Annotated in this window: 20 protein-coding genes and 1 riboswitch; of the genes, 17 read left to right on the top strand and 3 right to left on the bottom strand. The window is 46.4% G+C overall.

All coding sequences use genetic code 11. The annotated features are described in order from the left end of the window. The first annotated feature begins 208 nt into the window (after window positions 1–208). The 11 genes from GN277_RS28920 (at window position 209) to tenA (ending at window position 10219) form a co-directional block, all read left to right on the top strand. Window positions 209–1090 carry a coiled-coil domain-containing protein gene (locus GN277_RS28920; protein ID WP_159757884.1) on the top strand — a complete coding sequence of 294 codons (882 nt, stop codon included), beginning with the start codon at window positions 209–211 and terminating at the stop codon, window positions 1088–1090. Window positions 1091–1137: 47 nt separating this feature from the next. Next, window positions 1138–1887, top strand: a complete 750-nt coding sequence (locus GN277_RS28915) for a LytR/AlgR family response regulator transcription factor (protein ID WP_159757881.1) — start codon at window positions 1138–1140, stop codon at window positions 1885–1887. 4 nt (window positions 1888–1891) lie between these two features. After that, entirely contained in the window at window positions 1892–3205 is a 1314-nt protein-coding gene (locus GN277_RS28910) for a sensor histidine kinase (RefSeq protein ID WP_016220703.1), read from the top strand. Between the two features lie 198 nt (window positions 3206–3403). Next, window positions 3404–4174: an AraC family transcriptional regulator gene (locus GN277_RS28905; RefSeq protein ID WP_016220702.1), complete on the top strand. Its 771-nt coding sequence runs from the start codon at window positions 3404–3406 to the stop codon at window positions 4172–4174. 45 nt (window positions 4175–4219) lie between these two features. Then, window positions 4220–5107, top strand: a complete 888-nt coding sequence (locus GN277_RS28900; protein ID WP_159757878.1) for an ABC transporter ATP-binding protein — start codon at window positions 4220–4222, stop codon at window positions 5105–5107. Further along, window positions 5076–5729, top strand: coding sequence for an ABC-2 transporter permease (locus GN277_RS28895; protein ID WP_159757875.1), 654 nt, complete (start codon window positions 5076–5078; stop codon window positions 5727–5729). The genes GN277_RS28900 and GN277_RS28895 overlap by 32 nt, the downstream gene beginning before the upstream one ends. 560 nt (window positions 5730–6289) lie before the next feature. Beyond that, a riboswitch (TPP riboswitch) is annotated at window positions 6290–6395 on the top strand. A gap of 143 nt (window positions 6396–6538) precedes the next feature. Beyond that, window positions 6539–7360, top strand: a complete 822-nt coding sequence (thiM, locus tag GN277_RS28890) for a hydroxyethylthiazole kinase (RefSeq protein ID WP_159757872.1) — start codon at window positions 6539–6541, stop codon at window positions 7358–7360. After that, window positions 7347–7988, top strand: coding sequence for a thiamine phosphate synthase (gene thiE, locus GN277_RS28885; protein ID WP_159757869.1), 642 nt, complete (start codon window positions 7347–7349; stop codon window positions 7986–7988). The genes thiM and thiE overlap by 14 nt, the downstream gene beginning before the upstream one ends. Further along, on the top strand, window positions 7985–8644 hold the full coding sequence (locus GN277_RS28880; RefSeq protein ID WP_016220697.1) for an HAD family hydrolase: 660 nt from the start codon (window positions 7985–7987) through the stop codon (window positions 8642–8644). The genes thiE and GN277_RS28880 overlap by 4 nt, the downstream gene beginning before the upstream one ends. A gap of 94 nt (window positions 8645–8738) precedes the next feature. Beyond that, entirely contained in the window at window positions 8739–9548 is an 810-nt protein-coding gene (thiD, locus tag GN277_RS28875; protein WP_159757866.1) for a bifunctional hydroxymethylpyrimidine kinase/phosphomethylpyrimidine kinase, read from the top strand. Then, complete coding sequence (gene tenA / locus GN277_RS28870) at window positions 9545–10219, top strand: thiaminase II (protein WP_322101305.1); 675 nt, start codon at window positions 9545–9547, stop codon at window positions 10217–10219. The genes thiD and tenA overlap by 4 nt, the downstream gene beginning before the upstream one ends. A gap of 4 nt (window positions 10220–10223) precedes the next feature. Here tenA and GN277_RS28865 read toward each other — a convergent pair whose 3' ends face one another. The 3 genes from GN277_RS28865 to GN277_RS28855 are packed head-to-tail and all read right to left on the bottom strand — an operon-like array spanning window position 10224 to window position 12785. Next, window positions 10224–10799 (bottom strand): hypothetical protein, encoded by a 576-nt coding sequence (locus GN277_RS28865; protein WP_159757863.1) that lies wholly within the window; start codon window positions 10797–10799, stop codon window positions 10224–10226. 26 nt (window positions 10800–10825) lie between these two features. Further along, window positions 10826–12112, bottom strand: a complete 1287-nt coding sequence (locus GN277_RS28860) for a sensor histidine kinase (protein ID WP_159757860.1) — start codon at window positions 12110–12112, stop codon at window positions 10826–10828. Continuing rightward, on the bottom strand, window positions 12102–12785 hold the full coding sequence (locus GN277_RS28855; protein ID WP_159757857.1) for a response regulator transcription factor: 684 nt from the start codon (window positions 12783–12785) through the stop codon (window positions 12102–12104). The genes GN277_RS28860 and GN277_RS28855 overlap by 11 nt, the downstream gene beginning before the upstream one ends. A 379-nt stretch (window positions 12786–13164) precedes the next feature. Between GN277_RS28855 and GN277_RS28850 the strand changes: the two genes are divergently transcribed. From GN277_RS28850 to GN277_RS28825, 6 genes are all read left to right on the top strand, one after another. After that, on the top strand, window positions 13165–13710 hold the full coding sequence (locus tag GN277_RS28850; protein WP_159757854.1) for a hypothetical protein: 546 nt from the start codon (window positions 13165–13167) through the stop codon (window positions 13708–13710). A 155-nt stretch (window positions 13711–13865) separates the two neighbouring features. After that, window positions 13866–14780: an ABC transporter ATP-binding protein gene (locus tag GN277_RS28845; protein ID WP_159757851.1), complete on the top strand. Its 915-nt coding sequence runs from the start codon at window positions 13866–13868 to the stop codon at window positions 14778–14780. Next, complete coding sequence (locus tag GN277_RS28840; RefSeq protein WP_159757848.1) at window positions 14746–16722, top strand: DUF6449 domain-containing protein; 1977 nt, start codon at window positions 14746–14748, stop codon at window positions 16720–16722. Before GN277_RS28845 ends, GN277_RS28840 begins: the two co-directional genes overlap by 35 nt. 150 nt (window positions 16723–16872) lie before the next feature. Further along, entirely contained in the window at window positions 16873–19122 is a 2250-nt protein-coding gene (locus tag GN277_RS28835; protein WP_159757845.1) for an ABC transporter substrate-binding protein, read from the top strand. Next, window positions 19064–19999 carry a carbohydrate ABC transporter permease gene (locus GN277_RS28830; protein ID WP_016220689.1) on the top strand — a complete coding sequence of 312 codons (936 nt, stop codon included), beginning with the start codon at window positions 19064–19066 and terminating at the stop codon, window positions 19997–19999. The genes GN277_RS28835 and GN277_RS28830 overlap by 59 nt, the downstream gene beginning before the upstream one ends. A 52-nt stretch (window positions 20000–20051) precedes the next feature. Beyond that, window positions 20052–20843: a carbohydrate ABC transporter permease gene (locus tag GN277_RS28825; protein WP_081643959.1), complete on the top strand. Its 792-nt coding sequence runs from the start codon at window positions 20052–20054 to the stop codon at window positions 20841–20843. Window positions 20844–20869: the final 26 nt, after the last annotated feature.

Raw genomic sequence — 20869 nt, 5'->3', positions numbered from 1 at the left:
ATGTTTCCGAAAGGAAATAAACTGAAAAAGTATCTTAAGTATAACAGTAAAAGTTGAGGCAGGCAAGTTTTATAAAGAAATAATTTGTAATACATTGTATTACAATGTAGTGTATTACATTTATTTATAATAGCTTATTATCAAGGTTGTATTAATAGAATTCACGTGTTACAATCAGATGAAAGAGAAAATAACGGAGGAAAGTAACATGGCTGAGACAAAACCCAAATCGTATCGGATCGATGAAGATACCGCCGAGCGGATACGGCAGATTACAGAGGAGATCGGGGAAGGGCAGCAGGCGGCGTTTGCCCGGATGATAGAGGCATATTCACTCCAGAAGGCAAAGGTGGTACTGGTAGATGACAGGGAGAATCTGGAGCAATTTGAGAATTATGGCAGTATCTTAAACCGGATGTATATGGATGCGGTGGAAGGAAAGCATAATATGAAAGAAACTGTCCGGGCGGAGTATGAGCTTTTGCTCCGGTCAAAAGACGAGACGATTTCAGACCTGCAGATAAAGAACCGGACGATGGCAGAATTAAAGGATGAAAATTATAAGAGGATCTCTGCGCTGCAAAAAGAAAATGAAGAGCTCGTTGAAAAAATCCATGCACAGGATGCAAAGATTATGGAACAGCAGGAAGATTTTCGTAGCAAACTGGTTGATAAAGATGCCTTAAACCGGAATTTGAGCGAGTCATGCAGTGATTTGCGCAATAAAATTGCCAGTATGGAATCGGCCGTTCAGAAGACAGAAAGTATTCTGGCAGAGAAAGAGGAGCTTGCAGACTCCAATACAGAGCTTCAGAAACGCATTGAAAATCTGGAACGGCTGCAGAAGGAAGCAGAGTTGGAGAAGAAGCGTGCGCTCATGGAGCAGGAAGAAGCGCACAAAAAGGCAGTCGCCGAGATGGAAAGCAGACTGGCAGAGTCAGCCCTGTCGGGTGAAAGGGAACAGCTTAAGTTAAAACAGCAGCATTCGCAGGAAATCGAAAAATTAAAAGAAAAAATGCAGGAGAAGGTAGATTCCTACCAGAATAAATATATGGAATTATTGGAGAAGCTTGGAAGTGAAAGTATATAGATAAGGGAACAGCCCTCTGATGTTCAGTAAGGAATTATAGGGGAATTATGTATAATATTATAATTTGTGATGATGATCGAGCGTTTGTTGATTATATAAAAGGAGTTATGGCAAAAAGCGGAATGGATAAGGGAGAGATTCTGTTTAGCGAGTATTATTCAGGTGAAGATCTTGTGCAGGGAATCCGGAACAGAAAGAGGTGCGATCTGCTGATTCTGGACATGCAGATGGAGGGGCTTGACGGACATGAAACGGCGGCAAGGTTTCGGGAGGTCTTTCCCAGGAGTATCCTTGTATTCTGCTCAGGTGTACACATGCCCACGGATGAGTCGTTTAAAGCGACACCGTTTCGTTATCTGCTTAAAAGTTATTCTGAGGAACGGATGATTTCAGAGATGTGTGCAGTGGTCAGGCAGATTAAGGAGAATCAGAATGTTCCCTGTATTGTTGGGAATTATTACCATAACAGCGTAGCCCTCGTTCCGGATGATATATTATATATTGAGAATACAAAACATGGGAGTAGGATTCATGTGGGCAGGGAACAGATAGAGTATTCTTTTGAACATAAGCTGACCACAAGGCAGAAGCTTGGGGAACTGTATGAGATTCTGCACCCCTTTGGGTTTGCATACGCACATAACAGTTATATTGTCAATCTGAGGTATGTGGTCAAGATGTGCTCGGACGGGGAGATGAAATTAAAGGATGGCACGATTCTGACGATTTCCCGCTCCAGGCTAAAGGAATTCCGGAGTTATTTTGCAGAATGGGTCAGCCGCAAATATATGGAGTGATGCTATGAATAGTATGAACTTTATTGATAAATATATATTACTGGTGTACTGTATCGTGGAGATATATCTTGTCTATACCTTTTTTGAATGTTTTTTTGAAAAGAAGTCCTGGGCGCTGGAACCTAAGAAGCTTTATCTTACGAATGCAGGGGCGGTGTTCAGCCTGTATGCGGTGAATCTGGTGGGGAAACGGGAGCTGAACCTTGTCATGTTCATAGTCATAAGCTTTGTCTTTGTGATGGTTTTATTTGAAGGAAAGACGGGGAGCAGGGTTTTGTGCTACGTAGTCGCATATTCCATTATATTCGCGAGTGAGTGTCTGTTTGCAATTATCTTCAACCAGACGAATGAGAAGAATATGCTGATGTCAGGGGTTCATCTGGAGATCCTGTCCCTGAAACTTTTAACCTATATTATGTTTGTACTGGTAGAACAGTTTATCGGGACATCAAAGAGGAAGATGGATAATCATATCTTTTTGGAATATCTGTGCCTGCCGGTGGCCGGTTTTGGTATCATGGCAGGAATTTTCTATTCGGGTTTTGATTTTGGTACGAATGTCTATGTAAAGGTACTGATCACCGTTTGCTTCAGCCTTCTGCTGACCGGGAATATCCTTGTGTTCTATGCATTTAACAGATATTCGGAAGAAATGTACCAAAATGCGGAAAATCAGATTCTCATTACAAAACAGCAGGCAGATTTAAAATATTATACGCAGATGGACGAAGTGCAGGGAAGCCATAATGAGTTCGTTCATAATATGAACCATTACCTGTCTATGATTCATAATTTTGCAAGGCAGGGCGACTGTAAAAGTATTATGAAGGCAGTGGAGGAGATGAACGGGCATATAGAGGACAGTGGGACGGAAATATTCTGCAGCCATCATGTACTGAACATGATATTATCCGAGAAAAAAGGACGGGCGGAAAAGAACCAGGTTGAATTTGATGCTTATGTGGAGCCGGGAGTAAGATTAGAGATGGTTTCCGATATTGATCTGGTCGCAATACTGGGAAATCTGCTAGACAATGCGCTGCGTGCCGCCGGAGAATGTCGGGGACAGAAATATGTGAAGGTACGTATTTTTATGCAGGATGTCGGAGGGTTTTGTGTATTCAGGATTATAAATGGATATTCAGGGGAGATTGCCGTGCAGGGGGATACGCTCCTGTCAACCAAAAAAGAAAAAGGTCTGCATGGCCTGGGGATTGGCAGCGTAAATAAGATGGCGGAAAAGTATGGGGGTTATCTCTCTTGTAAAGTAGAAAAAGATGTATTTACAGCAGTACTGTTATTGTCAACACAGGATTAAAAGTAGAAAAATAGAATGCCTGATAGCAGGAGATCCTTTAACTGCAAATATGGCGCCTCATTCTGCAAAAATGGACAACCTTGTTGCAGGAGAAAGGTAGGGTTGATAAACTTATATTGCGTTTCTGGGGCTTAAAACCAGTGCCGGCAAGGCACAGGCATAGCAAAGGGAGATGTAAGGCAAAGAAAGAGAGATGATATGGAGTGGGATGAAAAGTTACAGAGAATAATCAGTTGTATTGAGAGTAGCCTGGATTATGGAGAGCGGGCTATAGATGAAAAGGAAATTGAAGAGATTGCCGGTTGTTCTTATGCTTTTTTCCAAAAGGTATTCTCTTATATAAACGGAATCAGCCTGTCCGAATATATCCGGCTGCGTAAGCTTACATTTGCCGGATATGATTTAAAAGGCAGCTGCATTAGGATTGCAGAAGTAAGCAATAGATACGGATATGAATCACCTACCTCTTTTACTAAGGCGTTCCGCAGGTTTCATGGCGTTTCACCGAGAGAGGCAAGGAAGCATGAAACAAGGTTGCAGATTTATCCCCAAATGGAGAAGATACGAAAACAGCAGTATTCCTGGAATATTCAGACAAAAGAAGAGATCTGGCCGGCAGGGGTCTCTGATAATAAAAATGAATGGCAGCATTCAGTTATGATTGTATTGTCACAGCAGCTGGAAAGTGATTTCAAAGGAGGCATTTCGCTGGGTGAAGTCCGTCCATCCATAAGGCATGAATTACGGAATGTTTCTGAATATAAATTATCAGGACATACTTGGGCGATTATAGAGTGCAGGGGTGAGGTACCGCATGCAATACAAAATGGATGGAAATATTTAAAAGGGGAATGGCTGCCCAGACATTCATTCCAATATGGGGAATGTCCGGCGGTGGAATGGTATGGTGAAGGGAATCCAAAGGATAAGGATTATGTAAGCCAGATATGGATTCCTATCATTATATGAAAGATAAGGAAAAGTCCAGTCGTTTCTGGATACGGAGGACAGATCATGGATGAAATATTGCAGATTAAGGATTTGACAAAGAAATATGGGGATTTTAAACTGGATCAGGTTTCCTTTTCAATTCCTAAAGGTTCCATTATGGGATTAATAGGAGAAAACGGAGCCGGAAAAAGCACAACAATCAACGCCATTCTGGGTCTTATAAAAAAAGATAAGGGAACAGTAAGATTCTGGGGGAAGGAACTTGATTCGACAATACAGATCAAAGAAAATATAGGCGTTGTATTTGATGGGATTAATTTTTACGAGACACTGACACCAGAAAAAGTTGGAAAAATTTGTGCTGCAGCATATAAGCAATGGGATAACCCTACATATCAGAATCTCCTGGAGCGTTTCAGTATTCCACAGATAAAAGAAATTAAAACCTTGTCCAAAGGGATGAAAATGAAATTGAGTATTGCTGCTGCATTGTCGCATCGGCCGAAGTTGTTAATTCTGGATGAGGCAACGAGCGGACTTGACCCGGTTATGCGGGATGATATTCTTGAGATATTTGCAGGATTTGTCAAAGAAGAGGGGCGTTCCATCTTGATGTCGTCGCATATTACTACAGATCTGGAAAAAGTGGCAGATTATATTACATTCATTCATCGTGGGAGGGTTATCTTCTCTAAGAGGAAAAGTGACCTGTACAATGGTTACGGGGTAATTCGATGTGAGTCAGGCTTGTTTGAGAAAGTTGATAAAGCAGATATCTTAGCGTGCCGGAAGGATGGGACCAGATGGAACATACTTGTTGGGGATAAGGAAAAGGCAAAAAGAAAATATAAAAATGCTATGGTAGATACAATATCGATAGAAGATATGCTTTTGATGTATGTAAAGGGGGAGCAGTCAAATGAAGAGTCTCATTTTAAAAGATTTATATAATATTGGTCATAATGCAAAGTCGATGCTGTTAATCTTACTGGTGTTTGCTATTGGTTTGATTATGGTTTCGGGGGTGGAAAGCTATATTATTTCATCAGGAGTGTTATGCAGCATGATGATTGTAACAACGTTTACGTTTGATGATCATTGTAAATGGTCTAAATATGCTTTGGTTATGCCGATATGTAAAAAAGATATAGTTAAGGCCAAATTTATTGTTCTTATTATTTTCTGTATTGCTGGTATTTGCGTAGGAACCATTTTTGGTGTGGCAGGGGGAGTGGCTATGCATAAGATGGCGTTAAGTATGGAAGGGATAGTAACAATGCTTTTTATGGGATTTGTCGGACTCATCGTCTCGGTTATTTTCGGAAGTATGTCTATTCCATTGGTCTTTAAGTATGGTGCGGAAAAGGGGCGTATGCTTTTACTGATTTCATTTGCTGTTCCTTTGGGAATATGTTTTATGGTGTATGAAATATTAATGATGCTCGGTGTGAAAATCACGGATCAGCTTATTTTTACAATTTTATGTGCGTCTCCCTTGATTGCGGCGATCTGGATTTACACAATGTATAGAATAAGCTGCAGAATATTTTATAAGCAGGAAATAAACGGGTGATGAAAAGAGAATTTAAGAGAAGAAAGTATATATTTATGCAAAATGTATCCAGCCTTTTCTTTATGGAGTCAAAGTGGTACAGAATAGTCCGGTATGGTATGAGGAATCCATACGGATCAGAGGCTTTGCATGTTATACTTTAGATAGATGCAATATTTTAATTTTGGCAGACAGCTTATGCTGGATGTAGTTTGGAACAGAAATAACTTTGCTTTTTGGTGAAGTTTTTTTGTTTTTAGGAGACAGGAAAGTTTTATATTGCATTGTGAGATTATAGAGAAAAGGAGGGAAAACATAAAAAATAGGAAGGAGGTTTATCTGTAACTAGTAAACAAGTTAACAATGTTGCGGACAGTAGTACTTTTGTGGAATCAAATGAGAATTTGAAGAGAATTGAATTGAAAATATTATGGTGAAAAGAAGGGCTTTTAGCCCTTCTTTTGGGCTTGTCTATTTCATGAAGCTGTCGCTTAAGATAGGCAGATAGGCTTCACATAAAATTCATTTTTCTTAAGACAGTCACTTGCAAAGCAATAAATGGAATGATATAATTCCTATAACAAAATAAACAGGGGAGCTTGTGTGACAGGCTGAGAGGAAGGTAGACCTTCGACCCTTGAACCTGATGCGGATAATGCCGCCGGAGGAAGTCGTGGAGATCGGTACTTTTTCAGGGGGCATGCTATGCAGATGTCTCCTGTTTTTTGTTGAGTTTTAGCAGCCAGGCAGACAATATCGGCCTGCCATCAACCGGGAAAGCGCCGCCATGCAGGGATGTTTTTTCTCATTTTACAAAGGAGTATCATACTATGTTTGAACAGATTTTTGAAAATGTACGGGGGAAGTCACCCCTGGTTCATTGTATCACCAACTATGTCACCGTCAACGACTGTGCCAATATGCTGCTGGCCTGCGGCGGCTCACCCATTATGGCAGATGACCCGGAGGATGCCGTGGAAATCACCGGCATCTGCAAAGGGCTGGCTATCAACATCGGCACACTGAATCAGCGCACCATCCCGGTTATGCTTGCTGCCGGGAAGCGTGCCAACGAGCTGAGGCATCCTGTGGTGCTGGATCCGGTGGGAGCTGGGGCCTCCGCGCTGCGGACGGATACGGCACTTCGGCTGCTTGAGGAGCTAAAGCTTACGGTAATCCGGGGCAACATCTCGGAGATGAAGACGCTGGCTTACGGCAGCGGCACCACCAAAGGGGTGGATGCCGACGTGGCGGACAGGGTGACAGAAGACAATCTGGACGGGGCGGTATCCTTTGCCAGGGAACTGGCCCGGCGCACCGGGGCGGTTATTGCTGTCACCGGAGCCATTGATATCGTGGCGGACAAAGAGCGGGCATTCTGTATCCGCAACGGCCATCCGGAGATGTCTTCTATTACCGGGACCGGCTGCCAGCTTTCCATCCTGACGGCGGCCTTTGTCACCGCCAACCCGGAGCATCCCCTTGAGGCGGCAGCCGCAGCCGTGTGCGCCATGGGTCTGTGCGGGGAGATTGCCCACAGGCGTATGACCGAACTGGACGGCAACGCTTCCTATCGGAACTATATCATCGACGCCATGTACCGCCTGACTCCTGCAAGGTTGGAGAAAGGAGCAAATTATGAAGTGCGATAAACGCTATATGCTGCTCTATGCCGTTACTGACCGGGCCTGGACAGGGGAACAGACGCTCTGTGAGCAGGTGGAGGCGGCATTGAAGGGCGGTGTGACTTGTGTGCAGCTGCGGGAGAAAGAGATGGATGAGACGGCGTTTCTTCAGGAGGCCAAAGATATCTGTGCCCTGTGCCACCGGTATGGCGTGCCGTTCATTGTGAATGACAATGTGGACGTCGCCATCGCCTGCCAGGCGGACGGTATCCATGTGGGCCAGGAGGACATGGCGGCGGGCGAGGTTCGCCGCCGGGTGGGGGACGCTATGCTCCTGGGTGTCTCTGTCCATACGGTGGAAGAAGCACGACGGGCTGTTCGGAACGGTGCGGACTATCTGGGTCTGGGGGCGGTGTTCCCCACAAGCACGAAGACAGATGTGGATCAGATGACGAATGAGACCTTACGCGCCATCTGCGATGCGGTTGACGTGCCCGTTGTGGCCATCGGAGGCATTAACCGGGGCAACCTTCTTAAGCTGTCCGGCAGCGGTGTGGACGGTGTGGCCCTGGTATCAGCCATTTTTTCGGCGGAGGATATTGAGGATACCTGCCGAAAGCTTCGCCTGTTGGCAGAGGGGATGGTGAGGGCATGAGGATTCGCGGCGCGATTTTTGATGTGGACGGCACGCTGTTGGACTCCATGTTTATCTGGGACACCATCGGAGAGACTTATCTGCGCTCTATCGGATATGAGCCGAAAGAGAATCTGAACGAGGTGTTTAAGAATATGAGCCTGCGCCAGGCGGCCCGCTACTATCAGACCGAGTATGGCGTGAAGCTTGGTATTGATGAGATCATGGATGGGGTCAACGCCATGTTGGAGCGGTATTACTGTTTTGAGGTTCCGCTGAAACCGGGGGTGGAGGAGCTGCTTAAGCGGTTTAGGGCAAGCGGCGTCAAGCTGTGTATCGCCACTGCCACTGACCGGTATCTGGTGGAGGCCGCTCTGAAGCGGTGCAAAGCGCTGTCTTATTTTGGCGAGATTTTCACCTGCAATGAAGTGGGACACGGCAAGGATGAGCCGGATATCTTTGAGGCGGCACTTCGCTTCCTGGGAACAGAAAAGTCAGAGACGGTTGTGTTTGATGACGCGCTCTATGCCATCAAAGCGGCGAAAGAAGCCGGGTTCCCTGTGGCGGCGGTCTGTGACAGCCATGAAAAGAATCAGGAAGAAATCCGCGTTCTGTCCGATGTATACCTGAAAGACTTGGCGCAGCTGGATAAACTTCAGAAGCTCCTTCCGGTTTAAGGAATTTACTTCCTGACATCCGAAAGCTTCAAGCGGCGGATCGGGGGCACCACTTTCCGTCGCTTAATAAAAATAATGCAAAGGAGAGATAGCAATGAGAACAGTATTATCAATCGCTGGGACAGACCCTAGCGGAGGCGCCGGGATTCAGGCCGATCTGAAAACGATGACCATGAACGGTGTTTTCGCCATGAGCGCCATTACGGCGCTGGTAGCGCAGAATACCACCGGTGTAAGAGAAATTGTAGAGATGACGCCCGATTTTCTCGGACAGCAGATTGACGCGGTATTTGAGGACATCCCGCCCGATGCGGCGAAGATCGGTATGGTGGCCTCCTGCGGACTGATTGAGAAGATTGCAGAACGGCTGCGCTTCTATCAGGCGGGGAACGTTGTGGTGGACCCGGTAATGGTGGCTACCAGCGGCGACCGGCTGATTTCCGAAGTGGCGGTGGATACACTGAAAACCTGCCTGCTCCCCCTGGCGGCTGTGGCTACGCCCAATATCCCGGAGGCAGAGATCCTGTCTGGCATGGCCATTCAAAGCCAGGAGGATATTGAAGCCGCGGCCAGACAGATCAGCGGCGCCTATGGATGCGCGGTCCTGCTCAAGGGCGGGCACAACATCAACGACGCCAATGACTACCTCTATGCGGATGGCGCGGGGACATGGTTCTACGGAACTCACATTGATAATTCCAATACCCATGGAACCGGCTGTACGTTGTCCAGCGCCATAGCGGCAAATCTGGCCAAGGGATTTGACCTGCCCACATCCATCCGGCGGTCCAAAGAATACATCTCCGGCGCGCTTAATGCCATGCTGAACCTGGGGAAGGGCCGAGGACCCATGCAGCACAATTTCAATCTGACCGGTGAATACGCAAAGGAGGCAGAGTCATGAAAACAACCATAAAGACAACAGAACGGCTTTTATCCGCAACAAAAGACATTTGGGCGGCTTACAATGAGAATCCCTTTGTGAAGGGTATCCAGGACGGTACTTTGGAGCAGGCGAAGTTTAAGTATTACATCATTCAGGATTACCTTTATCTGGAGGAGTATACGAAGGTGTTCGCCCTGGGCATTGCCAAGGCAAAAAGCCCCGAAACCATTCAGCTTTTCTCCAGGTATGTGACCCTGCTGACCGAGGGAGAGATGGATATCCATCGGGGCTATATGGGTAAGTTCTCAGTTTCACGGGAGGAACTGGAGGCAACGCCCCGGTCGCTGGACAATCTTTCCTATACGTCCTATATGCTCCGGGTGGCTTATGAAGAGGGGGAGGCGGAGATTCTGGCCGCTATCCTGTCCTGTGCCTACAGCTATGAGGTGATTGCCAAAAAGATTGTAGAGAACAATCCGTTGGCACAGGATCATCCATTCTACGGCGATTGGGTCAGAGGCTACGCTAATCCCCATTACGGCGAAGCGAACGTCCTGCTGCTGGAAATGACAGACCGGCTGACCCTGCACTATACCGAACAGCAGGTGCGGCATCTGGAAGATATTTTTGTGGCCTGTTCCCGCTACGAGCTGGCTTTCTGGGAGATGGCCTGGAACATGAGCAAATAGGGCGCTAATCGGCATCTTTGGTTTCCGCTTCCATATCTGAGCCATTAGCCAGACCTTCCAGTTCGAGCAGGTCTGCCGGGACATGGCTTACGGCCAACTGTTCTTCTTCAGTCAGGCTATTGTACCAGGTTAGCCATTCTATGGTTTCAGCGGTCAGGCCTTCCCTATTGTACCAGTTGTTGTGATAATGGAGCCTGCCGCTGTCTGTCTCTATAAACCGGATGTCATATATTTCCCCTAGTTGTGCGGGATAGGATTCCATAATTTCACCGTTATACTGGATGCTGATGATATCCCCAACCTTTGGAGTGGGGTATTTTGGCATATATTCTATAGGAATTGAAATGCGGTCAGAGGATGATAATTCAGCAGAGCCCTCTACAGGTTCGACCAGTAAGGAATGCTCGTCGGCTTCTATAATGGCAGCCGAAAAAGAAGCCGAATGCTTTTTGTCATCCGCTGAAGCTGCAGGATTACTGCTGTCTTCCTTTAAGTTTCTGGAAAAGAGTATAAATACGGTAAGGCATATTATGGCGGCTGCGGTTATTATCCAGAATGTAGGTTTTTTGTAGTATGGCATGTGTTTGATCCTCCTGTCATTTTTGATTATATCTGCAAATAGAAAGTACTTCCGCCGCCGTCTGTATCCTGCACGCCAAGCTTTAATCCCTGGATTTTTGCAAGGGTAATGGCAATGGACAGGCCAAGTCCGAAATGGTCTTTTTTATTTCGGGATTTATCACTTTTATAAAAGCGGTCGAAGATAAATTCTTTTTCCTCGTCAGGGATTCCGGGGCCATGGTCCACGACGAAAACCAGTGTATGGGGATGGCAGTGTTCAGCCCTAAGAAGGATTTTTCTTGAAGGCCGCGTCAGAGAATATGCGATGGCGTTATCGAGCAGGATGGTCAAAATCTGTCGGCATAGTTCGGGGTCTGCTGATACTGGCGGAAGCGGCTCCTCCGGCAGGCGTAACTGCAGGGTTCCGTTTTTGGACAGGCAGAGCGGTTCGTAAAGCTCCAAAAGGCTTAGGAGGAGATCGTCTATTTCAAATTTCCGTTTTCTTACAGCCCATTCCCTCTGTTCGGCAGAAGCAAGGAGCAGAAGATTTTTAATCAGGGCGCTTCCCCTGCGGCATTCGTTTTTAATAACAGAAAGCAGACGGGTATCCTCTGCTGAATGGGAAGAGACTGCATCTGCGGTCATTTGGATGACTGCAATCGGAGAACGAAGCTCATGGGAGGCTGCGGCTACAAAATCCTGCTGCTTTTGGTATGTTTCTTCCAGAGGGCGCAGGGAACGGCGGACGAACCAGCGGCCGCTCAGAAAGAGGAGCAGGATTCCAAACAGGTCGATAAATAAATAGAAACATCCGGTTTTCAGGGATTTCTTCCTGCTGTCAGAGATGTCCTGCAGCAGGGTGAGCTTCTTATATCCGGCAGGGGTCTGGAGGACAAGGATATTCCCAAGATAGACATCCCGGCTGTCTCCATGGATTTGAAATATGGAGGTCTGCAACATGTTTGAGGAGATAGGGTAGGAATCTGTGAAAATGCCTTCCTTGTCTGCGGCTTTTTCTGCATATGAAAGAAGAATCTCCCGTCTCGTATCCGGTCTGTATGAACCAGGAAAGAAAAGGGGCGAGTTGTTTTCTTCTATATGAATGATGAGCTGGTTTTTCTCCTCCATCTGTGCCAGAAACAGATCCGTAAAGTGGGAATTACCCTGAAGCTGGAACATCAGAGTAAAAAGATGTTTTTGGAACAGTGATTCCTGGCGGTTTTCCTGTGAGGTAAAGTAGAAAAGAAATGTTATGGACAGGATAAAAGTTATGATCAGCCCGGTACTTAAGGTATAAAGAAAAACTAATTTTCTCTGTAGTTTAGGAAACATTGCCGTCCTCCAATCGGTATCCCATGCCATGTACTGTGGCAATATTTGCGCAGCTCCCTAAAGAGCGCAGGTGTTTTCTGAGGAAATAAATATATGTATCAAGATTGCCGTCTTCTACGGCGCTTTCCGAACCCCAGACACGCAGGAAGATCTGTTCCCTTGTCAGGGTCTTTCCCGGATTGCGTAAGAAGAATTCCATGAGGAGAGCCTTTTGTTTGGAAAGGCGCTGCTCTTTTTCGTTGCAGGTCAGAATCCTGGCCTCCATATCGAACTGGATATCCAGAAAGGATAGACAGGTCTGGTCTGAAAATGCAAGGGGCCTTCTGGAGAGGGCGCGGATACGCGCAAGGAGCTCCTCTATGGCGTAGGGTTTTACCAGATAGTCGTCTGCCCCGCAGTCCAGGCCGGCAATCCGGTCGTCTACAGAACTCAGTGCAGTTGTCAGGATGATGGGTATGGTGATGTGATTCTGGCGGATGGCTTTCAGGATGGCCAGTCCGTCGAGCTCCGGCAGCATGCGGTCCAAAAGAATTAGGTCGTAAGCGCCGGACATGGCAAGATAGATCGCCTCACTTCCGGCGTGGCAGCAGTCAACAGTATGTTTTTTGGCAGAAAGCTGTAATTTTAAGGCGCTGCATAATTCTCTGTCGTCTTCTACAATTAAAATACGCATCTTTCACACTCCTTACTTTGAATCATATAAATCACAATGCGATTCTATCATTAGGGCAGACTGCGGACAATAACCTCGTTCTCTTTTGCAAAATGAAGGGCCGTTTTTGTATTTTATAAATCTTATTTTTTGGTGTGGATATAGAAATTAAAAATAGGAGCTTGATTTATATCAAACTCCTATTTCAGAAATAATCATAAAAACTATAGCAGAAGGGGTCATACTCAACTGCTTATTAGTATAATACCACTTCAACAATATCATGTCAAATTTCCTTGGATTATAATTTCACAAAAATTTTAGCAGTTTTAGAGTTTTTTTAGAGAATGGCTTGGTAGGATATATATGACAAATATTTTAGAAAGGCAGGATTTTAGAGATGGCAAATGAAGGAAAGAACAGAAACCGAAGATTATGTGTCATGGCAGTTGCAGCCTTTTTGGCGTTGTTGCTTGTGGCATGCGGAAGCGGAAAAGAAGACAGTACGAAGGATACAGATACACAGGGAGCTTCAAAACCGGAAAAGAAGACGGAAGATACACAGGCAGGGCAGACGCCGGACAGCGACAATCCGAAGATAGCCGGGGAGACGGAAAGCACAGGCACACCGATAAACGGACTGTCAGTAGAAATAGGAGAAGTTTTAGAAGGCTCTTTTACGGGAAAGGAGATTCAGACAGACGACCAGGGAGATGCGGGGCAGGTTGCGGTGCTTGACCCGGAGGAAGCGAAACAGTTGGAGATTGTATTTACAGAACAGACCACCTTCACGGTGCGCTCATCTACGGATATGGGGGCAACGCATACAGATACACCGGGCAGCAGTGCTGATTTGGCAAGCGGTAGGCAGACAGAAGTATCAGGTACGAGGGATGGCGATACCATACATGCTTCTTCCGTAATGATTATGGATTTTGGTAATTGAGCAGACGAGCTGTTATATATTGGCAGGATGGACTGGATGTACATAATATGAGATGGTACTAAAAAGGGTTCGTCGGGAAACAAATCATTTTCCGGCAGGCCCTTTTTAATGCGCAGCAGTTCGTGTATCAGAAAAAGCGAGAAAGAGGTACAGTTGTGATTAAGGTAGAAAATGTAACAAAAGAATTTGAGCATATATGTGCAGTGAACCAGGTATCTTTTGAGATTCCGGATGGGAGTATGTTTGGCCTTCTTGGAACAAACGGAGCGGGAAAGAGCACCCTTCTTCGGATGATGGCAGGGGTGCTTGGCTGTGACACAGGAAGGATTCTTTTTGACGGAGAAAATATATACGAAAATCCATCGTGTAAGTCATCTGTCTTTTATCTCCCGGATACACCTTACTATTTTCCTAATGTAAATCTGGAAGAGATGGTCCGGTTTTACAGAAGGCATTATCCATTCTTGGAGAGAGATAGTGCGGCGTATATGGCAAAGCTTTTAAATCTTGATATGGAGCTTCCATTGCGCACATTCTCTAAGGGGATGAAACGGCAGGCATTTTTGATCCTTGCCCTTTGTTCAGGAACAAAATATCTATTGTTCGATGAAGTATTTGACGGGCTGGATCCGGTGATGACGGAAACTATGAAGGAGCTGTTCCGAAGGGAAATAGAAGAACGTAAGCTTACCGTTGTGGTCGCGGCACACAAGCTTAAGGATTTGGAGGATATCTGCCATAATATCGGGATTATGCATAAGGGAGGCATTCTAAAGGCAGGGGATATGAGGGAGCGTTCCGGCAATGTGATGAAACTTCAGTGTGTGTTTGAAGGCCAGGAAGATATGAAGGAGGAACTTGAAAAGGAACTGCAAGTTCTGCGGTATGAGAAAGAGGGATATTTTACAACGCTGGTGGTAAAAGGGGATAAGAAGGAAATATTGGAAAGGATAACTCGCAGGGTTCCGGTGTTCGTGGGGGAAATCCCTATGAGCCTGGAGGAAATTTTTATGACGGCAATGAAGGAGGCAGGATATGACATCTGTAAGGTATTTATGGAACTGGATTAAGGAAGCAGGCAGAGGGCATGTGACAGCCTTTCTTTCCTGGGGCGGTTTTTTTATCTATATAGTAGTTACGATTTTCGCACTGCAGAGTGATTCCTATTCTACTTTTTCCGGAATTGGAAGCGAAAGTCTGCTTTATCTTAGCATGGGGCTTGGAGTATTGGCCGCTGCCGCAGGCTTCTGTTATCTGGAGCAGCCTGTGAAGCTGGATTTTTATTATAGTCTTCCGGTAAAAAGAGGAACGATTTTTTGGAGTAAATATATACACGGGATTGTGCAGGTGTTATTCCCTCTGTTTATCAGCATGGCGGTCTGCGGTTTTTATGAATGCAGTATAAACAGAGATTTTGTAGCTTATGCCGGTTACTATGTGCTGCAAAGTGCGGTTCTGTTTTCATTAGTATTTCTTATCTTTTATCATATCAGTATTGTTTCTTTTCTGGCAGGTGGAAGATTTGTTACGGTACTGGTTTTATTTGCTTCTTTTATTTATGGGGGACAGGTGGTTTTTCAGGGGATTGGAAATGCCTATGCAAAATATTTCTTTAAGACTTTCTATCGGATTCCGGAGCTTGAGGCAATGAAAGAAGCGCTGACGCCGGAACAGCTTGCCCGCAAGCTTACCGGAGCCTTTCTGTATGATAAGATCGAGGCATTGGAATATGTTCCGGAAAAGGAGATTGTTCTGGCGGCGTTTTTCTGGATTTTGCTCTTTGCCGTCCTGATGGTATGTCTGGAGCGGAAGAGAAAGGTGGAGAATGTAGGAAAGGTATTCGCATTTTCCGCGGCAGAGAGGGCATTTGTATTTTTTGTGTCTGTTGTTCTGGCGCTATTGTTTGGGAATTTGGCTATGGGATATGGAATTCTTCTGGTTTTCCTTTTTCATATTCTGGCAGAGATGCTGATACAAAGACAGGGAAATGCACTTTTCAGAAGAAAATGGCAGATGGCTGCAGAATGCGCACTTGTCCTTCTGATGACAGAAGGTTTTGCTGCAGGTGCAAAAGCTTTTAACGATTTTTCCCCGGAGAGGGATGAGGTCAGTGCTGTCAGAATCTGTGTCAATGGGATGGATATGTCCCAGGCAGAGTATGAAGAAAACTTCCCCGGAAAAGAAACTTATGAGACTGAGAGGAAGCTTGAGCAGTTTAAATTTACAGAGGAGGGGCTTGCAGAGGGACTTTTCTGGATTCAGAGCCTTAAGGAGAAGGCAGAAACTGATGGAAAGGCATGGGAGTATAGCTTTGCGACAGTTTGTTATGAGATGAAAGACGGGAGACAGCGATACCGTGTCTATCCGGTAGACGAGGTGGATTTTCAGTCCTTTTCTAGAGTTTTTGAAACGAAGGAATATAAGGAGAAAGCATATCCCGCCCTGTTGTGGGAAAATGTAGGGGATAACCGTTTTGCATGGAAGGACGGTGTATGCAATCAGATACTTAAGCTTACGAAGGAGGAAAAGGAAGTATTTCTCAAACTTTATAAGGAAGAGGTACTGGAATTTCGGATGGAAGAGCTTAGAGAAGCGGCGCCGTCCGGAATTGTGGAAATGAACTCAGATAAATGGGGCGAGACGGAGGAGCTCTTGATTTATCCGTTTTTTGAAAAGACTTGTGCATTTCTTAAGGAGCATGAAGAGATAAGGGAGGATTTGCTGGATTATCCGGTTCAATCCCTTAAGGTAAAGGAGGATGTTCCAGATAGAAAAGAAGAAACTTATGTGGGGGATGGATATGCAGGCGGCGTGAGGATAGAACACTATGAGACAGAGGAAGAACTTAAAGAATGGAGAGGACGGTTAGTATGGACAAAGCTTGACGTGCAACCCCTTCTTTGTCCTCTTGGCTACAGGGGAGGAATCGAGGCAGATGTGGAGGAGCCAGAGTCAGGGGCGGTGGTGAATGTAAAATGCTGTGAGATGATGGAAACCTCAAAAACACCTTAACAAAGGGCGGAAAAGTAGTTTTGTTCTTGGAAGTCTTTTTGAGGAAAAATGTGTATAGTGGTAGATAGCATTTATGACCTGCCTGCTTTCAGCAAGCTGGCGTGCAGCTGTTCATAAACTGCGCATTATGTATGAAGGGAGATTATGTGAATGAAAATGGGAAGGCATGGAAGATACGTAAAGCGTACGGCGGCATTTTTGTTATCTGCCGTATTGGCAGCAGGTTTATTATCCGGTTGCGGCAAGGGAAAAACGGAAGAACAGAATAAAGAGAATACTTCTGTGAAGGGCCGTTATGTGGAGAATGATATGGAACTGCCGATACAGGAGGGGGAGAAGATCCTGAACATGGCAAAGTCAAAGGATGGAAACCCGGTTCTATTTTCAGAGGCAGAAGATACGAAGGTATTCCGTTATGAATATAAGGAAGGGAACTGGGAACAGACCCCGCTGGACTGGATTGGCCAGCTTTACGGAGGGCAGAACCTCCGCCTGCAGGAAATACAGGAAACAAAAGAGGGGGCACAGATTGCAAGAAGTACGGACGAAGAGATGCTTACGCATATTGCAAAAAGTGAGGACGGACAGACAGGTGCTGAGCAGTCCATTCCTTATCTTAGCCAGCAGGGCGATAACGGATACCCTGCGGTGACCAATCTTCAGGTTGACGGGGCAGGGAACTACTGGCTGAGTGACATGTACCAGTCAAAAGTGGTAGTGATCGACGCATCTTCGATGGAGGTCATGCAGGAGCTTAACAGTGTAGAAGGCAGTTCCAGTGAGCAGAGGATGCTTTTTGCGGCGGAAAACGGGGATATGGCAGCAAATACGGAGGATGGCGTGGTTACGGTCTATGATTCCGGGGCAGCAGAGAAGGGCACGATGAAGATTGACCAGCAGGAAGGGATCATGATGTGCGGTAATGAAGAAAACTGGTACATCATTTCCGGAGAAGGTATCATGCGGATGGTATTGGGCAATGAGGTTGGAGAAGTAATCCTGGATGGCACGATGGCGTCAATGGGCTCTTCTTTGAACCGTATAGCGGGATTCATAAAAGGGCAGGAGGATGATTTTTATGTCCTCTACAGCCAGCCAAAAGCGTCAACGTGGAGCCTTATGCATTATGTGTATGACGCCGAGGCAATGGCGATTCCCGAGAATACGCTGAGGGTATTCGGCCTTTCGGAAAATGCGACGGTAGAGGATGCGCTTCTCGGATTCCAGAAGGCACATCCGGATGTTAAAGTAGAATTCCTGACTTCGGGGAAAGAGGAAGGGATTACCATGGACGATATCCGTACCCTGAACACAGAGCTGCTTGGAGGAAACGGGGCGGATGTACTTCTGTTAGACGGCCTCTCGGCAGAGTCGTATATTGAGAAAGGAATCCTGGCTGACCTGACAGACCTGGCAGATGAGCTGACAGCGCAGGAGACGTACCTGGAATCCATATTGAAAAGCACAGCGCAGAAGGACGGAAAGATATACGGAATGCCGGTGAAATTCAGCATGCCGGTTATATACGGAGATGAAAATACAAAGGCAGCGCTGTCATCCCTTGACAGCCTGAAATCCTACTTGGAAGAGCATCCCCAGGCAAGCATATTTGGAATTGCGCAGAGGGATTATATCCGTGATTTCTTATTTCAGATGTATCAGGATGAGGTTATTAATAAGGACGGCAAGGTTGACCAGGAGAAGCTGGCAGATCTGCTGGAGATAGAAGTTAAGATTGCGGCAAATGCGCGGGCGGAGATATTCGACGAGGACGGGTCGGCCCAGATGGATATGGGAACGGCGGCAAAGATTTTCCAGCAGGATATGTTCAGCAACGGAGGAAGCGCAGCCATTATCAACCATCCGGACAGCGTCGCCACCAGTAAGATTGCTAGCGTGACGGATATGATGACCCCGTATACGCTTATGCGTCAGATGAGTCTTTCACCGGATACACTGGATGGGCTTTATATACCGAAAGGTATCATAGGAATTAATAAAGACACAAAGCAGAAGGACATCGCAGAGGAATTTGTGAAGTATCTGTTTTCGCCGGAAGTACAGGGCAAGCCAGTAGGAGACGGATTGTCGGTATTGGAATCCGGAATGGGAATCCTCAAGGAGGAGCTGGCAAGTGAATATGCAACAGGGCTTGTGACCATGTCAAGCTGGAAGTTTGAAGGCGAGGAAGAGATTGTGCTGGATGTAAGCTACCCGACAGAAGAGGAGGTCGATGGCCTGATTGCCATTTGCCGCACATTAGAGAAGCCGGCTACACAGGACTGTGTCATCTGGAATATTTATCAGGCAGAGGCAGATGAATGTCTGGGAGGAAATGTTGATGCAAAAACGGCAGCAAAAAACATCGCACAGAAAGTGGATACGTACCTTGCGGAATAAAAAGAGATCGGAAAGACAAGGAAGGGAGGTCAGGAACGGATACCTGTTCCTGCTCCCAAGCCTCCTGGGGACGGGGGGCTTCGTGCTCATTCCATTTATGGATGTTGTCAAAAGGTCTTTTCAGCAGGCAGTAGGCAGCGGATTTGTGGGCATGGAAAACTACCGGATGGTGGTGGAGAATGAGGCGTTTCGCTTGGCAGCAGGGAATACGGCGAGATTCATGGCGGTCTGCCTTCCCCTGCTTCTGGTCCTGTCGCTTGGCACAGCGGTTTTAGTAGGCCATGTGACAAAGTTCCAGAGATGGATGAAGACAGGGTTCCTTCTTCCGATGGCGATTCCGGCGGCATCTGTAGTGGTTTTCTTTCAGATGGTATTTGATGAAAAAGGATGGCTTGGGCAGCTTGTAGGAATATTCGGGATTACTGGACGTGACTGGCTTGCGTCTGACTCGGCGTTCTGGATACTGGTTGCCTGTTATATATGGAAGAATCTTGGCTATGACATGATACTCTGGCTCGCGGGGCTTGGCGCGATTCCAGAGGAGCAGTATGAGGCGGCAAGGGTACAGGGGGCGGGAGAATGGGCCTGTTTCTGGTATATTACCCTGCCGCAGTTAAAAGAAACAACATTTGTAACGGGGCTCCTTTCGTTTGTAAACGCATTCCGGGTATTCCGGGAGGCGTATCTGCTGGCGGGAGACTATCCCCATGAGAGTATTTATATGCTGCAGCATCTTTTCAACAACTGGTTTGTGAATCTGGATATTCAGAAGATGACGGCGGCGGCTGTGATGTTAGTCATTCTGACAGGAGGGATACTGGGTGCGGAAGAATGGTGGAAAAATCATACAAAGAAAATCGAAGAGCGGAGGATATAAAGTGCTGGTGCAGTGGGCTCTTAGGGTGTTCCTTCTGATTGTCCTTGCGGTTATGGTATTTCCGCTCTTTATGCTTACTGCAAATTCTCTGATGGGAAGACAGGAACTTCTGGAAACATGCGGCGCGGTGCTTGCAGATTATGGGGAAAGTGCAAAACTGCGTGTTTTCCCCATGTACCCGACATTGCGCGCGTATGTCCGCCTTTTGCTGGATTCGCCGGAGTATTTTACCGCTTTCTGGAATTCCATGATACAGACCATCCTGGTGCTGGCAGGGCAGCTCCTTGCAGCGGTGCCTGCGGCATGGGCATTTGCCCAGTTCCGTTTTCCGGGGAAAAAGGTGCTGTGGTTTCTTTATATGCTTCTGATGATCCTGCCGTTTCAGGTAACAATGGTATCTGGGTATCTGGTCCTGAATACGATGGACTTAATGGACACCCGTGCGGCGGTGATCCTGCCGGGTATTTTCTCCACACTGCCGGTATTTATCCTGCAGAAGACCTTTGCAGGTATTCCGAAGGAACTGCTGGAGGCGGCAAAGATTGACGGCGCCGGGGACTTAAGGATATTTGTATCTATGGGCATACCGCTGGGGATGCCAGGTATTTTCTCTATCCTGATACTGGGATTCCTGGAATACTGGAATACAATCGAACAGCCAATGACATACCTTAAGACAGAGGCGCTGTGGCCCCTGTCGCTTTATCTGCCGCAGATGGTAAATACGGAGATTGCGGCAGCTTTTGCGGCATCCATCATAACACTGCTTCCGGCGCTGCTTTTGTTCTTCTATGGCCAGGACAGCCTGGAACAGGGGATTGTGGCATCCGGGGTGAAGGCTTAACCACTTTTTACAGGGATATGTATGGG

It is taken from the genome of Sporofaciens musculi (assembly GCF_009830285.1).
GTDB lineage: Bacteria > Bacillota > Clostridia > Lachnospirales > Lachnospiraceae > Sporofaciens > Sporofaciens musculi.
Note: the sequence above shows the minus strand (reverse complement) of the source record. Positions and strands in the feature narration are given on the sequence as shown.

Bases quoted from the DNA above. Each gene is read 5' to 3' on its own strand.
- GN277_RS28910 (WP_016220703.1), top strand. From the start codon at position 1,892: ATGAATAGTATGAACTTTATTGATAAATATATATTACTGGTGTACTGT.
- GN277_RS28860 (WP_159757860.1), bottom strand. From the start codon at position 12,112: ATGTTTCCTAAACTACAGAGAAAATTAGTTTTTCTTTATACCTTAAGT.
- GN277_RS28850 (WP_159757854.1), top strand. From the start codon at position 13,165: ATGGCAAATGAAGGAAAGAACAGAAACCGAAGATTATGTGTCATGGCA.
- tenA (WP_322101305.1), top strand. From the start codon at position 9,545: ATGAAAACAACCATAAAGACAACAGAACGGCTTTTATCCGCAACAAAA.
- GN277_RS28840 (WP_159757848.1), top strand. From the start codon at position 14,746: ATGACATCTGTAAGGTATTTATGGAACTGGATTAAGGAAGCAGGCAGA.
- GN277_RS28865 (WP_159757863.1), bottom strand. From the start codon at position 10,799: ATGCCATACTACAAAAAACCTACATTCTGGATAATAACCGCAGCCGCC.
- thiE (WP_159757869.1), top strand. From the start codon at position 7,347: ATGAAGTGCGATAAACGCTATATGCTGCTCTATGCCGTTACTGACCGG.
- GN277_RS28825 (WP_081643959.1), top strand. From the start codon at position 20,052: ATGGTATTTCCGCTCTTTATGCTTACTGCAAATTCTCTGATGGGAAGA.
- thiD (WP_159757866.1), top strand. From the start codon at position 8,739: ATGAGAACAGTATTATCAATCGCTGGGACAGACCCTAGCGGAGGCGCC.
- GN277_RS28895 (WP_159757875.1), top strand. From the start codon at position 5,076: ATGAAGAGTCTCATTTTAAAAGATTTATATAATATTGGTCATAATGCA.
- GN277_RS28835 (WP_159757845.1), top strand. From the start codon at position 16,873: ATGAAAATGGGAAGGCATGGAAGATACGTAAAGCGTACGGCGGCATTT.
- GN277_RS28900 (WP_159757878.1), top strand. From the start codon at position 4,220: ATGGATGAAATATTGCAGATTAAGGATTTGACAAAGAAATATGGGGAT.
- GN277_RS28905 (WP_016220702.1), top strand. From the start codon at position 3,404: ATGGAGTGGGATGAAAAGTTACAGAGAATAATCAGTTGTATTGAGAGT.
- GN277_RS28920 (WP_159757884.1), top strand. From the start codon at position 209: ATGGCTGAGACAAAACCCAAATCGTATCGGATCGATGAAGATACCGCC.
- GN277_RS28855 (WP_159757857.1), bottom strand. From the start codon at position 12,785: ATGCGTATTTTAATTGTAGAAGACGACAGAGAATTATGCAGCGCCTTA.
- GN277_RS28880 (WP_016220697.1), top strand. From the start codon at position 7,985: ATGAGGATTCGCGGCGCGATTTTTGATGTGGACGGCACGCTGTTGGAC.
- thiM (WP_159757872.1), top strand. From the start codon at position 6,539: ATGTTTGAACAGATTTTTGAAAATGTACGGGGGAAGTCACCCCTGGTT.
- GN277_RS28915 (WP_159757881.1), top strand. From the start codon at position 1,138: ATGTATAATATTATAATTTGTGATGATGATCGAGCGTTTGTTGATTAT.
- GN277_RS28830 (WP_016220689.1), top strand. From the start codon at position 19,064: ATGCAAAAACGGCAGCAAAAAACATCGCACAGAAAGTGGATACGTACC.